General features: G+C 69.0%; 15 protein-coding genes. 10 read left to right on the forward strand and 5 right to left on the reverse strand.

What is annotated here, in order from left to right; genetic code table 11:
• Nucleotides 1–51: 51 nt before the first annotated feature.
• Genes nirD through NMI01S_RS26600 form a run of 3 tightly spaced genes read left to right on the forward strand, consistent with a single transcriptional unit; the run spans nt 52 to nt 2380 of the window.
• Complete coding sequence (nirD, locus tag NMI01S_RS26590) at nt 52–444, forward strand: nitrite reductase small subunit NirD (protein WP_063001422.1); 393 nt, start codon at nt 52–54, stop codon at nt 442–444.
• Entirely contained in the window at nt 441–1667 is a 1227-nt protein-coding gene (locus NMI01S_RS26595; RefSeq protein ID WP_245717039.1) for a uroporphyrinogen-III synthase, read from the forward strand. The genes nirD and NMI01S_RS26595 overlap by 4 nt, the downstream gene beginning before the upstream one ends.
• Entirely contained in the window at nt 1664–2380 is a 717-nt protein-coding gene (locus tag NMI01S_RS26600; protein WP_063001423.1) for a sirohydrochlorin chelatase, read from the forward strand. The genes NMI01S_RS26595 and NMI01S_RS26600 overlap by 4 nt, the downstream gene beginning before the upstream one ends.
• Before the next feature lie 165 nt (nt 2381–2545).
• Here the strand turns inward: NMI01S_RS26600 and NMI01S_RS26605 are convergent, their stop codons facing one another.
• Nucleotides 2546–3610 (reverse strand): aldo/keto reductase, encoded by a 1065-nt coding sequence (locus NMI01S_RS26605; protein WP_063001424.1) that lies wholly within the window; start codon nt 3608–3610, stop codon nt 2546–2548.
• Nucleotides 3611–3727: 117 nt separating this feature from the next.
• On the opposite strand from NMI01S_RS26605, the gene NMI01S_RS26610 reads away from it, so the two are divergent.
• From NMI01S_RS26610 to NMI01S_RS26620, 3 genes are all read left to right on the forward strand, one after another.
• Nucleotides 3728–4558, forward strand: a complete 831-nt coding sequence (locus NMI01S_RS26610) for a helix-turn-helix domain-containing protein (RefSeq protein WP_063001425.1) — start codon at nt 3728–3730, stop codon at nt 4556–4558.
• 107 nt (nt 4559–4665) lie between these two features.
• Nucleotides 4666–5112: a VOC family protein gene (locus tag NMI01S_RS26615; protein WP_063001426.1), complete on the forward strand. Its 447-nt coding sequence runs from the start codon at nt 4666–4668 to the stop codon at nt 5110–5112.
• A gap of 205 nt (nt 5113–5317) precedes the next feature.
• Complete coding sequence (locus tag NMI01S_RS26620; protein ID WP_063001427.1) at nt 5318–6301, forward strand: alpha/beta hydrolase; 984 nt, start codon at nt 5318–5320, stop codon at nt 6299–6301.
• Nucleotides 6302–6312: 11 nt separating this feature from the next.
• Here NMI01S_RS26620 and NMI01S_RS26625 read toward each other — a convergent pair whose 3' ends face one another.
• From NMI01S_RS26625 to NMI01S_RS26635, 3 genes are all read right to left on the reverse strand, one after another.
• Nucleotides 6313–6729, reverse strand: coding sequence for a nuclear transport factor 2 family protein (locus tag NMI01S_RS26625; protein WP_063001428.1), 417 nt, complete (start codon nt 6727–6729; stop codon nt 6313–6315).
• Nucleotides 6730–6736: 7 nt separating this feature from the next.
• A complete protein-coding gene (locus NMI01S_RS26630) occupies nt 6737–7624 on the reverse strand; it encodes a TIGR03619 family F420-dependent LLM class oxidoreductase (protein ID WP_063001495.1) in 888 nt (295 codons plus the stop codon).
• A 107-nt stretch (nt 7625–7731) separates the two neighbouring features.
• Nucleotides 7732–9432, reverse strand: a complete 1701-nt coding sequence (locus tag NMI01S_RS26635) for a metallophosphoesterase family protein (protein ID WP_063001429.1) — start codon at nt 9430–9432, stop codon at nt 7732–7734.
• Between the two features lie 137 nt (nt 9433–9569).
• On the opposite strand from NMI01S_RS26635, the gene NMI01S_RS26640 reads away from it, so the two are divergent.
• Nucleotides 9570–9905 (forward strand): TfoX/Sxy family protein, encoded by a 336-nt coding sequence (locus NMI01S_RS26640; RefSeq protein WP_063001430.1) that lies wholly within the window; start codon nt 9570–9572, stop codon nt 9903–9905.
• A gap of 23 nt (nt 9906–9928) precedes the next feature.
• On the opposite strand, the gene NMI01S_RS26645 is transcribed toward NMI01S_RS26640, so the two are convergent.
• A complete protein-coding gene (locus tag NMI01S_RS26645; RefSeq protein ID WP_063001431.1) occupies nt 9929–10549 on the reverse strand; it encodes a TetR/AcrR family transcriptional regulator in 621 nt (206 codons plus the stop codon).
• Nucleotides 10550–10661: 112 nt separating this feature from the next.
• On the opposite strand from NMI01S_RS26645, the gene NMI01S_RS26650 reads away from it, so the two are divergent.
• From NMI01S_RS26650 to NMI01S_RS26660, 3 genes are read left to right on the forward strand one after another with little or no spacing between them, the layout of a single operon-like run.
• Nucleotides 10662–11702, forward strand: coding sequence for an NAD(P)-dependent alcohol dehydrogenase (locus tag NMI01S_RS26650; RefSeq protein WP_063001432.1), 1041 nt, complete (start codon nt 10662–10664; stop codon nt 11700–11702).
• A 16-nt stretch (nt 11703–11718) separates the two neighbouring features.
• Entirely contained in the window at nt 11719–13371 is a 1653-nt protein-coding gene (casG, locus tag NMI01S_RS26655; protein ID WP_063001433.1) for a steroid-24-oyl-CoA synthetase, read from the forward strand.
• Between the two features lie 39 nt (nt 13372–13410).
• Nucleotides 13411–15150: an N-acyl-D-amino-acid deacylase family protein gene (locus tag NMI01S_RS26660; protein ID WP_063001434.1), complete on the forward strand. Its 1740-nt coding sequence runs from the start codon at nt 13411–13413 to the stop codon at nt 15148–15150.
• The last annotated feature ends 20 nt before the right edge of the window (nt 15151–15170 follow it).

Raw genomic sequence — 15170 nt, forward strand, 5'->3', positions numbered from 1 at the left:
GGAAACAGGACGCCGGTACTTATTGGGTAAGGCGTTCGGAGGAGATTACCGATGACCGTTATCGACACACCCGGCTTCGCACCGGCGACCACCACCGGCTGGACCTCGGCCTGCCGGCTCGATTATCTGATTCCCGGCCGCGGCGTGGCGGTACTGCTCAGGGGCGGACGGCAGGCCGCGCTCTTCCTGCTGCCCGACGGCACGCTCTACGCCGTCGGCAATATCGATCCGTTCGGGCGGGCGGCGGTCATGTCGCGCGGCATCGTCGGTGACCGCGCCGGTGTGCCGGTCGTGGCCTCGCCGCTGCTGAAGCAGTCGTTCTCGCTGCTGGACGGCCACTGCCTGGACGACGACTCGGTCGCACTGCCCGTCTACGGCGTGCGCGTCGTCGACGGGGTCGTCGCGGTGACCAACGAACCGGTGCAGTACGGCGGTACACCGTGAGCGAAGCGCGACCCACCGAATTGAAACCCCTGGACGGCTTCACCATCGGTGTGACAGCCGCCCGCCGGGCCGACGAACTGGCCACGCTGTTGAGTCGCCGCGGCGCGAATATCGTGTCCGCCCCGGCGATTCGCATCATTCCCCTGTCCGACGACACCGAGTTGGAGCGGGTGACCCGGCAGTTGGTCGCCGATCCGCCGCAGATCGCCGTCGCCACCACCGGCATCGGCTTCCGCGGCTGGATGGAAGCGGCCGAGGGGTGGGGCCTGGCCGAAAACCTCCGGGACACTTTGGCTTCCACGCGCATGCTGGCACGTGGCCCCAAGGCCAAGGGCGCCATCCGGGCCGCCGAACTGCGCGAGGAATGGTCGCCGGCCTCCGAATCGTCCGCCGAGGTGCTCGATCACCTGCTGGCGGCGGGTGTCGAAGGCGTGCGCATCGCGGTGCAGTTGCACGGTGCGACCACCGAATGGGAGCCGGTACCCGACTTCTGCGAGGTGTTGCGCTGCGCCGGCGCCGATGTCGTGCCGGTGCCGGTGTATCGCTGGGTGCCACCGGACGATCGTGTGCCGATGGACCGCCTGATCGAGGGTGTGGTCACCTCCGCACTGGACTGCGTCACGTTCACCAGCGCACCCGCGGTGGCCTCGATGTTGATGCGGGCGAAGGAAACCGGGCTGCTCGAGGGCGTCCTGCAGGCGATGCGTTCGCGGGTGCTGCCCGCGTGCGTCGGGCCGATCACCGCCGCACCGCTGGAGGAACTCGGGGTGCCGACGTCCATGCCGGGCCGCGCGCGACTCGGGGCGCTGGCCCGCCACGTCGCCGAGGAACTTCCGCGCCGCGCCAATCGGATTCACGCCGCCGGGCACGAACTGAGCGTGCGTGGCGGCTGTGTCGTGGTGGACGGTTCGGTGCGTCAGCTCGCTCCCGCGCCGATGGCGTTGATGCGGGCGCTGGCCCGCCAGCCCGGCCGGGTGGTGTCCCGGGAGGATCTGCTCGCGGCGCTGCCCGGTGGTGGGGACGACACCCATGCCGTAGAGACCGGAATCGCGCGGCTGCGTGCGGGTCTCGGTACCCCGAAGGCGATTCAGACCGTGGTCAAGCGCGGCTATCGGCTCGCTCTCGACCCCGCCGAATGCGTGGACAACACCTCCCGCCCGCCGGGCGGGTACGCCCCGTCGCTGCGTCCGCAGCGCCCCGCGCCCATGGCGGGGGTCTGGTGAGCGCCCCCGCGCTGGTGCTGGTGGCGCACGGCACCCGGAGTGCCACCGGGGTGCGGATGATCGCCGCGCTGGCCGATGCGGTGCGTGCGGAGATGGGACGTAACGGCGCCGACGTGCCGGTACGAACCGCTTTCGTCGACGTGCTCGGCCCCACCCCCGCCGAGGTGCTGCGCGAGCGCAACGGTGTTCCGGCCGTGGTGGTTCCGGCCTTTCTCGCCTCCGGTTACCACGTCTACCAGGATGTTCCGCGCGAAGTCCGCGACAGCGGGCATTCGGATGTGGTGGTGACCCCGGCGATGGGCCCGGACCCGATGCTGGCCCGGGTGATGCGGATGCGGTTGCACGAGGCCGGGATGCGTCCCGGCGACGCGGTGGTCGTCGCGGCGGCCGGATCCTCCGACGCGCGTGCGCGCCACGATGTGCGGCAGGCGACGGCCATGCTGGCGGAGGAGCTGGGCGTCGCGGTCCGCACGGCCTATATCGCGACCGGCGAGCCGCGAGTGCCGGATGTCGTTGCCGCCCTGCGGAAGACCGGAGCCGAGCGGGTGTTCGTCGCCTCGTATCTGCTGGCGCACGGGCTGTTCCATCAGCGCCTGCGCGAGGCCGGTGCCGACGGAATCGCCGAACCGCTCGGCGTGCATCCCGCGGTCGTGCGCCTGCTGGTCGACCGGTACCGCACCGCGGCAGCCGAATTCCTCACCACCGCAGCCTGATTCGACGGTATCCCGATACCTCTGCGGTAGTGGCGGCACGCGTGCGGGCCGGCGTCCTGGTCCCCGGCGAAGCGCTACTGCCGGTGAGTCCCGCCGCGTACTCGACGGGCCACCGGCGTGACCCCTGCGGCCGTGTGGTGACCGGTCGCAGGGGTCACGAGTCGTTCAGGATCGCGGGACGACCGTCAGGTCCCCGTTGATCACGGTATCGGTCATCTCGCGAGCGAGCATATTGTGCGGGAATCCGGGTTCGACGGCACTGGCCGCGTCCAGCCGATCCAGTTGCGCCGCATCGAATTCCACATCCAGGGCGCCCAGATTGTCGGCGAGTTGAGCCGGGGTGCGCGCCCCGATGATGGGAGCGGTCACCGCCGGATTCCGCAGCGTCCACGCGAGTGCCGTCTGGGCCGGTGTCCGGTCCAGTTCCGCCGCGACCTCCTTCACCACCTCGGCGATCGCGAGGCCCCGCTCGGTCAGCGAACCGTTGGCCAGCGCGACGTTCTTACGACTGCCCTCCGGCGATCCCGCCGCCGAGGCGTCCAGATCGGCGGCGGTGTATTTGCCGGTCAGCACGCCGCTGCCGAGCGGCGACCACGGGATCACCCCGAGCCCGAGTTCCCTCGCCATCGGGAACAGGTCGTGTTCCACGGTGCGCTCGATCAGGCTGTATTCCACCTGCAGCGCCACCAGCGGAGACCACCCGCGCAGGTCGGCGATGGTCTGCATGCGCGCCACCTGCCAGGCCGGGGTGTCGGAGATGGCGACGTAGAGCACCTTGCCCTGCCGGACCAGATCGTCCATGCCGCGCAGCACCTCCTCGACCGGCGTGGTGAAGTCCCAGGCGTGCAGGTACAGCAGATCGATGTAGTCGGTGTTCAGGTTGCGCAGGCTGGCCTCCACCGAGGCGAACATCGACTTGCGGTTGTTGCCGCCGGAATTCGGGTCGCCGGGCCGCCGCAACATCGTGTACTTCGTTGCCAGCACCAGGCTTTCACGATTGTCGCGGGTGAATTCGCCGAGCAGCCGCTCGGAACTGCCGTTGGTGTAGACGCTGGCGGTATCGATGAAGTTGCCACCGCGCGAGACGTAGTCGTCGAACAGTTTGCGCGCCTCGTCCCGTTCGGCGCCCCAGCCCCAGTCGGCGCCGAAGGTCATGGTGCCCAGTGCGAGCGGTGAGACCCGCAGTCCGGACCGGCCGAGCAGCAGATAGGTGTCGAGAGTGAGCGCCATATCTTCCTCCTGTGTGGATTCGATCTCGACGGCAAGTCTGCGCGGCCGGGGCGAACGCGGTAAGGGAAGGTTTTTCCTGGGATCGCCGGTACCAGCCTCGTCGTAGGATCGACAGCGATGACCGGCACCGTGGAAGTGACACAGGAACTGGGGGCCTTTCTGCGCACCCGGCGCGAACGACTGGATCCGGGTGATTTCGGGCTGCCGCTGCGCCGCCGGTCCCGCCGTACCCCGGGACTGCGCCGCGAGGAGGTCGCCGAACTGGCCGGCGTGAGCACCGACTACATCGTGCGGCTGGAACAGGGACGTGGTTTGCGCCCCTCGCCGGAGGTTCTCGACGCGCTCGCGCAGGCCTTGCGCCTCGCGCCGGACGAGCGCATCTACCTGTTCGACCTGGCCCGGCAGCGGCCCCCGGACGACGGCAAACCGGCGACCACGGCCTCACCGGAGCTGGCCCGGCTGGTCGCGGATCTGGCGCCCATACCGGCGATGGTGCTCAACCACCGCTACGACATCCTGGCCTGGAATCGCGAGATGTCGCGGCTGCTGCTGGATTTCGACACGCTGCCGCCCCGGCATCGCAACTCCATGTGGCTGTGCCTGCTCTATCCGGGGATGGGCAACTTCTACGCCGATCGCGAACGGACCGTGCGGGAGGGGATCGCCGGTCTGCGCGCCGCCTGGGCCGCCCATCCCGATGACCGGGTCCTGGCCGAGCTGATCGACGAATTTCGCACGGGCAGTGCCGAATTCGCCGAATTGTGGGAGCGCAGAGATGTGCGGGTGCAGGGCCGCGGGCGCAAGACGATGCATCATCCGCGGGTGGGTGCGGTCACCGTCGCCTACGAAGCGCTGATGCCGCTGCAGGACCCCGATCAGCGGCTGATCATCTACCGCGCCGCCGACGAAGCGAGCCGGGCGGCACTGGATCGTCTCGCCGCCGAATAGGTCCGGCGAAAAAAAATCTCGAGGAAATTCGCGAACTGTGTCGAATGTGCGAGATCGGCCTCGACCAGGGGGTGACAGCGAGTCGGAAACACACCTCAGGAGCGATCATGACCGACATCAGCACCTTCCTCTGGTTCGACAGTGCCGCCGAGGAAGCCGCCCGGTTCTACACCGAGCACATTCCCGGAGCCCGCATCACGGGCATCACCCGTAACCCCGACGGCTCGGCCTTCATCGTGCAGGTCGATCTGGCCGGACACGCGCTCACGCTGATGAACGGCGGTCCCGGCCATCCCTTCACCGATGCCGCCTCCGTTCAGCTGGTGGTCGACGGGCAGGACGAGGTGGACCGGTTGTGGGCGGCGCTGACCGCGGGCGGCAAGCCGGGGCCGTGCGGCTGGCTGACCGATCGCTACGGCCTGTCCTGGCAGGTCGTACCGGCCGAATTGGCGGCGTTGATGGGCGGCGAGCACGCGGCGGTCGCCGGCGCCGCGCTGCAGACCATGTCGAAGATCGATATCGCCGCGATCCGGGCCGCCGTCGCCGCGCACTGAGCCGCCTCCGTGGACGTCACCACCGGACCCCGCGGTGGTGACGTCGGCGTGGCCGGAGTGTGGCAGCTGCGCGGACGGATAGCCCGGAGGATGCGGACCGCCGGCGCCGGGCCCGCGGAGGTCGCCGCCTGCGGGCCCGGGCTCCCGGTGGACACGCCCTGCCGAGAGTGCTGCGGGGACCGCGACACGGTGGAATACTCCGCGTATGCACCGGCTCCCACGCTGTTTTGCTGTCCTGTTCGCCGCCTTCGCCTCGATTGCCGCGATTGTGCCCGCGGTAGCCTCGGCAGATCCCGGCGGGCCCGCCATCGTCGACGTCCATCCGCTGGGCGGTCGCCAATATTCGGTGGTGGTCTATTCCCCGGCGATGAACAAGCAGATCACCGTCTGGATGTCGCATCCGGATTTCGCGGCGCCGGCGCTGTATCTGCTCAACGCCGTCGACGGCGGTGAGGACGGCGGCCCGTGGACCAACCGCACCGACGTCGCGCAATTCTTCGCCGACAAACCGGTGAACGTGATCGTCCCGATGGGCGGGAGGGCCAGCTACTACACCGACTGGAAGTCCGACGATCCGGTGCTGGGCCGCAACGAGTGGACCACGTTCCTGACCCAGGAGCTGCCGCCGCTGCTCAACTCACGGTTCCAGATGACGGGCCGCAATGCCGTCGCGGGCACCTCGATGTCGGCGACCTCGGCACTCGATCTGGCGATCGGCTCGCCGGGCCTGTACCAGGCGGTCGGCGCCTACAGCGGTTGCCCGCTGACCAACGGCCCGATTCCGCAGGCGTACGTGTATTCGCAGCTCGGCGTCTTCGGGGCGAATGCCGGGAATATGTGGGGGGTACCGGGTGATCCGGACTGGGCCGCTCACGATCCGGTGGTGAACGCCGATCGGTTGCGCGGAACAGCCCTCTACATCTCCTCGGGCAACGGGGTGCCCGGTGTGCACGACACCCTCGCCGATCCCTCCATCGGCGGCAACGCGGGCGCGCTGGCCAACCGGGTCGCGGTCGGCGGCGTGATGGAGAGCGTCGTCGACTCCTGCACCGGACAGCTGACCGGCCGCCTTGCCGCCCTGGGCATTCCGGCGACCGTCGTGCGCCGCAACGGCACCCACGCGTGGGTGTACTGGCAGGACGATCTGCACGACTCGTGGTCGGTCTTCGCCCCGGCGCTGGGAGTGTAGGCCGGATTCGGTCAGCCGGCCGTATCCGGCTCGGACGGGGTGCGGCGAGCCCGGTCGAGTTCCCAATACGCGCGCAGGGCGGCGATGCGGCCGTCGGCGTCCACCCGGTAGGTGAACACCCCGTCGACCTCGACGGTCATCTCCCGCCGGACGCTGGTGATGGTCCCGACGAAAGCGACCTCGGCGCCGCAGGCGTAGGAGTCGCGCATCCGGAACGCGATATCGCTCTCGGCGATGGCGGTATCCCAGAACGCGGCGATCGCGTCCCGGCCGCGGTGGCCGTTCCCGGTGGGGTCGTACGGCGATCGGCCGATCGGATCCTCCACCACCGCGTCCGGGGCGAACAGATTCAGCCAGGTGGCTCGGTCCTTGGTGCGGACGGCGTGCTGGGACGCCAGTCCCGCCGCCCGAGCCGGATGGTCGGCCATGATTCTCCTATCGGTGCGCGGCGATGACGGTCTCGCCGTAGCGGGTGAGCGCATCGACCTTCTCGGCGAGGCCGCGGATATCCGGCGTGGCGTCGTAGACGCTGCGGAATCCGACGATCACATCGGTGACACCCGAGGCGGCCAACTGTGCGATGCCCGCGGTGTCGAAGGGGTCGCGCGCCACCACGTGGATCTGGAATTCGGTGGTTCGCGCCGACGCGGAAGTCTCGTATTCCGAACGCAATTCGGCCAGGCGACCCAGGAGTGCGGCCAGCTCGCCGGGGTCGCCGCCCGCGTGCATCCACCCGTCGCCACGCCGGACCGCACGCCGCAGCGCGGCCTCGCTGTGCCCGCCGACGAGGATCGGAATCGGTGTGGTGGGGACCGGAGTGATCTCCACGGCGGGCAGGTCGTAGATCTGTCCGCGATAGGCGAATTCACCGCCGCCGCACAGGCCGCGCACGATGTCGATACCTTCGTCCAGGCGTGCGCCGCGCCGCTCGAACGGCACGCCCATCATGGTGAAATCCTGTGGCCACGGACTGATTCCGACGCCCAGCGACAGCCGGTTGCCGCTCAGCACCGCCAGCGTCGCGGCCTGTTTGGCCACCAGGACGGGCGGGCGCACCGGCAATTTCAGCACGAACGGTGTGACCCGCAGTGTGGTCGTGGCCGTGGTGATCGCGGTGGCGGCGATCATCGGCTCGGCAAAGGGCTTGCCGCGCAGGAACTCTCGCCGGCCGTCGGCGGTGTAGGGGTAACGCGGGTCGCCGTCGCGCGGATAGGCCAGGCTGTCCGCCAGGCAGATACCGGTGAAACCGGCCCGCTCCGCGGCCCGCGCGAGGTCCACCCAGTGCGCGGGGTCCCCGCCCGCCTCGGCGAAATGGAAACGCATGACCGCCATGGTGGCCGCCGGTCGCGGTGTGGTGGGCCGGCGGCCCGGTCAGCGGCTCCGCGGGACGACTCAGCGGGCCAACGGGTTGACCCGGCCCGCGCCGCGGGTCAGCGGCCCACCTGCCGGCGATAGGTCACCTTGTCGAATTCGCGGCCGTACTCGTCGACGGCCACCACATCCATCTCGCTGGCGAAGAATCCCGGCCGCACATCGACCCGGATGAAGGAGTAGTTGCGGAACCGCACCCGCGACCAGGGCGCGGCCTCGTCCTGTTTGGTGCCCGCCGGCGTCCACACATAGCTGTTGGGCACCGCGGTGTCGGGCACCTCGTGGCCGCGGTAGGTCTCCGGGGAGCCGGGCTGGAAGCCGTAGCGGGGACGGCCGCCGCCGCCCACCGTGTAGTAGACGGTGCCGTCCGCGTCCGGGTAGACGATCGCGTTGTCGCCCGCCGCCTTGGTCGGGCGGCCGCCGCGGATCGGGTCGGTGCGCTCGAAGATGTGGTTGTGTCCCTGTAGCACCAGATCGACCTGGTAGCGATCGAACAGCGCACACCAGGCATCACGCAGACCGCCGTCGCTGGCGTGGGAATCGGTGGTCGAATACGCGCAGTGGTGGAAGAAGCAGACGATGAAGTCGATATTCGGATTCGCGCGGTACTCCGCGAGAGTCCGCTCCACCCAACTGGTCTGGGCGCCGCCCGAATAGCCGGTGTTGGCCTTGATCTCATAGGAGACGTCGTTGGCGTCCAGCGACAGCACCGCCACATTGCCGTAGGTGAACGAGTACGCCGACGGGCAGCCCGCGGGCCCGTTGGCCGGAAGGTCCAGGCGGGCCAGGTGGCCGCCGTACCCGTGGGTGTCGTAGGCGGCCTCCATGTCGTGGTTGCCGGTGGCGAACATCCACGGTGTGGTCGAGGCGCTGGCTTCGATGGCGCCGAAATACACGTCCCACACGTACGGGTTGAACTTGTCGAATCCGTCGGGCAGCTTGTCGCCGGCGGCGACGTACCGTGGCTTCTTCCCCGCGCCCGAGGGATCCGCGTAGGCGATATCGCCCGCCAGCACATGGAAATCCGGCTCGCAGGCCACGATCTGCCGCATCACGTTGTCCGCGTGCGGGACCGCCGGGTCGTTGTCGGGTTTGTAGTACTTGTCGTCGTAGTCGCCGGGGGCGACGCCCGCCGGCTGGGCGGGGGTGTCGTCGGTGCCCTGATCGCCCATCATGGTGAACCGGAAGGGCAATACCGCGTTGCGCACACTCGGCATCGCGGTCGACGCGGCGCGGATGTCGCCGACGAATCCGTCGGAGGTGCGCCAGCGGTAGAAATGCGGCAGCCGTCCGGGCAGGCCGTCGACCGGTGCGTGCACATAGAACTGTTCGGCGGCGAGGACGCCGCTGTCGCTCGTGGGGATCTGGGTCACCAGATCGCGCACCTCCGCCTCGACGCTCGCGCCGAGCGCCGGGGTAGGTCCATGGTCGAGAAAGACCTTGGCGCCGCTGGGATTACGCGACAGCTGCGCGGCGAAGCGCAGTTGGCTGGCGGCGTCCGGGCCGAAGCCGACGTGGCGGCCGCCCACCGCGAGCTGCGCCTGATCGGCATAGGCCCGCCCCGCGAACGGTGAGGTGCCGACGGCGGCCACCGCGGCGGCCGCGGCCGAACCGCGCAGGAAGTTCCGCCGCGAGACCGCATGCCGCCGCAGATATCCCCGGTGCCATTCGTGCTGTTCGGCCATCGTCATGGTGGCGGCCAGTTGCTCGGGGATTCCGGTATCGGGGATGTCACCGGCAGGATTCAAGCGATTCCGCATGAGGTTGGATGCTGGTCCAACCACCGCACCGGAGCAACCGCTGCGGGTTCCCAAGGGCGCGAATTCTCGGTGAATTCTTCGAACCGCCCACCGCGGGATCGATCGGAATCTGTCGGTACCCGGTGTGAGAATGCCGTATGGCCTATGACGAAGAGTTGGCGGACCGGATCCGGGACCTGCTCGGGCCCGCCGTGACCGAGACGGTCGAAAAGCGCATGTTCGGCGGGCTGGCCTTCCTGGTCGGCGGCAATATGGCGGTGGCGGCCAGCGGTCAGGGCGGACTGCTGGTCCGGGTCGATCCGGCGCAGGCCGAGGAGCTCATCGACGGCTCCGCGGTGGCGCCGATGGTGATGGGCGGGCGGGAGATGCGGAACTGGCTGCGGGTGGCGCCGGAACATCTCGACGACGACGAGGTGCTGCACACCTGGCTGGATCGCGGGCTCGGATACGCTCGTACGCTCCCGCGGAAATAATTGGAAGACGTTGTACCGCAGTGTTATTCGGGTGCCTGCAGGGCGGGGAACCAGATATCGGTGAGCACTTCGGCGGCGGCGGCCGCGGTGACCTCGATGGTGCCCTGCATCGCCCATCGGGTGAAGAAGCGTTCCAGCTGCGCCACGAGTAGTTCGATGCGCAGGCGCGCTTCGTCGCGGCGGCCCTCGGGCCAGCGCGCCAGATAGTCCGGCATCCCGTCGGCGAGCTGCATGATGCCCTCCCGCGCGAGGTCGCGGAATTCCGGTTCCAGGGCGGTCGCCTCGTCCCAGGCGGGAAGCAGATCCTTGTTGTCGAAGAACCACTCGATGGCCCGGCGCATCCACGTGGTGAACTCCGCGCGGGAGCCGGTGGCCAGTACGCGGTCCAGATCCCGGTAGAAGAACTGGACGCTGGCGAGTGTGCCCTGTTCGGCGATCGCCCGCAGTACCTCCGTCTTACCGGTGAAATGCAAGTAGAAGGTGGCCCGGCTGCAGCCAACCGCGGCCGCGATGTCGTCGACGCGCACTCCCAGATAGCCCTCACGCGCGAACAACTGCCGCGCCTCCTCGACGATGCGCATCCGCGTCGCACGCTTCTGCTCATCGCGCAGCGATCCGCGCCGGGCGGTCGATTCCGAAGGCATGACGTCGATGATAGACGCCCGCACACTCACTGGACGCTGTGTCCAGTGAGTGCTACCGTGTGTGCCACGTCACGTCCGGCGCTGCGCCGAACGCCGCGGTGAGGAACAGAAGATGCGCGCATTGCAATTGACCGGGCCCGGCACGCTGGAGCTTCGCGAGGTCCCGATCCCCGAGATCGGACCCACCGATCTGCTGCTGAAGGTCGGGGCGGCCGGAATCTGCCATTCGGATTCCTTCGTGCTCGGCTTGCCGTTCCCGCTGCGCGAGGATCCGCTGACGATGGGGCACGAGATCGCCGGCACCATCGAGGCCGTCGGCGCCGAGGTCGACGGTCGTCGCGCGGGGGAGCGGGGCCTGGTCTACCTGTGCTGGTCCTGTGGCATGTGCCGGGAATGTGTGAGCGGTAACGAGAACGTCTGCCTCGCGGCGGGTCGCACCGCGATGCCGCCGTGCCCGGGACTCGGGCCGGACGGGGGGATGGCGGAATACGTTCGCATTCCGGCGAATTCGTTCGTGCCCATCGGCGAGCTGGACTTCGAAACGGCGGCGCCGCTGGCCGATGCGGCGCTCACGCCGTATCACGCCATCCGCGGGGCCGCCGACCAATTGCGGCCCGGCGCCACCGCCGTCGCGATCGGCATCGGCGGGCTCGGACATGTCGCGGTGCAGATCCTGAAGGCCACCACGGCCTGCCGCATCATCGCGGTCGACATCTCCGCGGAGAAACTGGAGCTCGCCACGGCATGCGGCGCCGACCTCACCCTGCCGGCCGACGAGAAGACCGCCGCCCGGATTCTGGACCTCACCGACGGCCGGGGCGCCGAAGCGGTCTTCGACTTCGTCGGCAACGACGCCACCGCGAAACTGGCCGTCGAAACGGTCGCGCCGAACGGCGCCTACCGCATGGTGGGGCTCGACGGCGGTATTCCGGGCATCGACGCCGGGCCCGCCGGTGGACCCGGCCTGCCGTGGGGCGCCACCGTCCGAAAATCGTACGGCGGCACGAGAAGTGATCTGTACGCCTCGGTCGCGCTCGCGCAGCGCGGCGCCATCGGCGTGTCGGTCGAACGTTTCGACCTCGCCGAGGGCCCGGCCGCATTCGAACGACTCGACCGGGGCCTCATCCGCGGTCGCGCCGTACTCATCCCGTAAGCAGAAAGTGAAGGTTATGACGCGAGCTGCCGACCCGCAGGCCATCGCCGCCCGGATCACCGCCGACCTCACCGGTCCCGGCGGGCCGTTCGAGATGGTCGTCGAAGAGGTTCTGGGCGCGCCGATTCCGGTGATGCGCAATCGGCGGCGCAGTATGGCCGAGCTGTTCCACGCGGGTACGGCCTGGGGCGACCACGACTATCTGGTGACCCCCGACCGCCGGATCACCTTCGCCGAACACGGCGCCGCGGCAACGGCTCTCGCGCGCGCACTCGCCGATCGATACGGTGTCGGCAAGGGCGACCGGGTGGGCATCCTCGCCGCGAACACGCCCGAATGGGTGACGACGTTCTGGGCGGCGCAGGTGCTCGGCGCGATTCCGGTGGGCTACAACGCGTGGTGGGCGCCCCGCGAAATCGCCTACGGCCTGGAGCACACCCGCCCGACGGTGGTCGTCGCCGACGCGAAGCGAGCCGCACTGCCGGCGGAGGTGGGCAGCGACATTCCGGTTCTCACCATGGAAACCGATCTGCCGCAGCTGATCGCCGACCATCCCGGTCCGGCGCCTCGGGTGTCGATCGCGGAGGACGACCCGGCGGTCATCCTCTACACCAGCGGCACCAGCGGGCGACCCAAGGGTGTGGTGCACACCCAGCGAAACCTGCTGGCGGTCTGCGACTATCACCGATTCACCGATGCCATGGCCGCCGCCTTCCGCGGGCAACAGCTCGGGCCGGGGCCCAGCGACCGCCGATTCCTGTTGACCTCACCGCTGTTTCATATCGCTAGCCTGCACAATCTGATCATTCCGCGGCTGGCCACGGGCGCGACCGTGGTGATCAACACCGGCAGCTTCGACCCGCAACGAGTGCTGTCGCTGATGGAGCGGGAACGGGTGACCAACTGGGGTGCGGTGCCGACGATGGTCAGCCGCATGCTCGAACACGACCTGTCCCGTTACGACCTGTCGAGTCTGGTGGCGTTCTCGCTCAACGCCGCCCCGTCCTCGCCGGCCTTCCATCAACGGCTGCGCCGGGAACTGCCGATGGCCGAGGTCGCGCTCACCACGAGCTACGGCCTCACCGAAAGCGGCACCGCGGCAACGGTTGCCACGCCGCCGGTGCTGGCCGCCCATCCCGACACCGTCGGGATGCCGATCATCGGCGTGAGCGTCGAGATTCGCGATCCGGACAACACGACGCTGCCCGACGGCGAGGAGGGCGAGATCTGTGTACGCAGCCCGTACGTGATGCTCGGCTACTGGAACGACCCGGCCGCCACCGCCACCGCCATCGATGCCGAAAGGTGGCTGCACACCGGCGATTTCGGTGTGATCGAGGAGGGCCGGCTGCGGTTGTCGGGACGGCGGTCGGATCTCATCCTGCGCGGCGGGGAGAACGTGTACCCGACCGAAATCGAGAACGTGCTCGACGAGCACCCCGCGGTGCTGGAATCGGCGGTTCTCGGTGTGCCGCATGCGGATCTGGGGCAGGAGGTGGCGGCCGTCGTGGTCGTCGCCGATCCCGCCGTCGTGACCGAGGACGAGCTGCGGGCCTTCACCGCCGAGCGGCTCGCCTACTTCAAGGTGCCCGCCCGCTGGGTGATCACGGCACAACCGTTGCCGCGCAACGCGACCGGCAAGGTCGTGCGGCGCGAGATAGAGATCTGACGCGCCCCGCCGGGGCGGGTGGGTGAAAGAGGCACTGTCATGTACGACAGCATCATCAAGGGCGGTACCTGGTTCGACGGCACGGGCGCGCCGTCGGCGGTGCGCGACGTCGGTATCCGCGACGGGCGAGTGGCCGCCGTCTCGGCCGAACCCCTGGACGCATCCGGTTGCGAGACCGTCGTCGACGCCACCGGCAAATGGGTGATCCCCGGGATGCTCGACATCCACACCCATTACGACGTGGAGGTCCTGCTGGACCCGTCGCTGTCGGAATCGGTTCGCCACGGCGTCACGACCGTCCTGCTCGGCTCCTGTTCGCTGTCCACCGTGCACGTCGGCGCCGAAACCGCCGGTGACCTGTTCGGCCGGGTGGAAGCCATCCCGCGCGGACATGTGATCGACGCCGTCGGCGATGTGAAGACCTGGCGCAACGCCCACGAATACGCCGCGGCCCTGGATGCCTCGCCGCTGGGGCCGAATGTGGCGGCGTTCCTCGGGCATTCGGATATCCGCGCCGCGGAGATGGGGCTGGACCGCGCCACCCGCACGGAGGTGAAGCCGACCGCCGGCGAGCTGACCGTCATGCGCCGGCATCTGGACGAGGCTCTCGATGCCGGTTTCGTGGGCATGTCCTCGCAACAGCTGATGTTCGACAAACTCGACGGCGAGACCTGCCGCTCCCGCACTCTGCCCTCCACCTACGCCACGATGCGCGAACGGCACCAGCTCAATTCGATCCTGCGGGCTCGACGGCGCGCTCTGCAGGGCGGGCCGGATGTGGCGCGGCCGCAGAGCTTGGTGGCGATGGCGCTGTCGAGTCTGGGAATCGGGCAGCCGCATCTCAAGGTGAGTCTGCTCTCGGCGGCCGACATCAAGGCGATTCCCCTGGTGGCGTACGTGTTTCCGGCCTTGGCGCGGGCGATCAACGCCTTCGGCGGCGATTTCCGGTTCCAGCATCTGCCGGTGCCGTTCGAGGTGTACGCCGACGGTATCGATCTGGTGGTGTTCGAGGAATTCGGTTCCGGTGCAGCGGCATTGCACCTGTCGAATCAGCTGGACGAGCGCCACCGGATGTTGCAGAGCGAAAGCTATCGCCGCCAGTTCCGTAAGGATTACGACCGCAAGTTCGGCCCGCGGGTGTGGCATCGCGACTTCTTCGACGCCGAGATCGTGGAATGTCCGGACAACTCGGTCGTCGGCAAGACCTTCGGTCAGGTCGGTGTGGAACGCGGGGGAGTGCATCCGGTCGACGCGTTCCTCGATCTGGTGGTGGAGTACGGGCCCAAGGTGCGCTGGCGCACCACGATCTCCAACCACCGGCCGCGTGTGCTGGATCGCTTCGCCGCCGATCCCGGCATGCAGCTGGGTTTCTCCGACGCCGGTGCGCACCTGCGCAATATGGCCTTCTACAACTTCGGGCTGCGGCTGCTGCGCCGGGTCCGCGATGCCGATCTGGCGGGGCGCCCGTTCATGTCGGTGGAACACGCGGTGCACCGGCTCACCGGGGAACTGGCCGACTGGTACGGGCTCGACGCGGGACATCTGCGCGTCGGAGACCGCGCCGACGCGGTGGTGATCGACCCGGCCCGCCTGGACGCGGGACTCGAGCGCTACACCGAACAGACGATGCCGTACTTCGGCAACCTGTCGCGCATGGTCAATCGCAACGACGACACGGTGAACGCCGTATTCGTCGGCGGCCGTTATGTTTTCGGCAACGGGGTGGCCGCGCCGGTGCTGGGGTCACAGGGCACGGGGCGCTTCCTCACCGTCGCGTGACCGGGCTGCGGGGCGGCCCG

It is taken from the genome of Nocardia mikamii NBRC 108933 (assembly GCF_001613505.1).
GTDB lineage: Bacteria > Actinomycetota > Actinomycetes > Mycobacteriales > Mycobacteriaceae > Nocardia > Nocardia mikamii.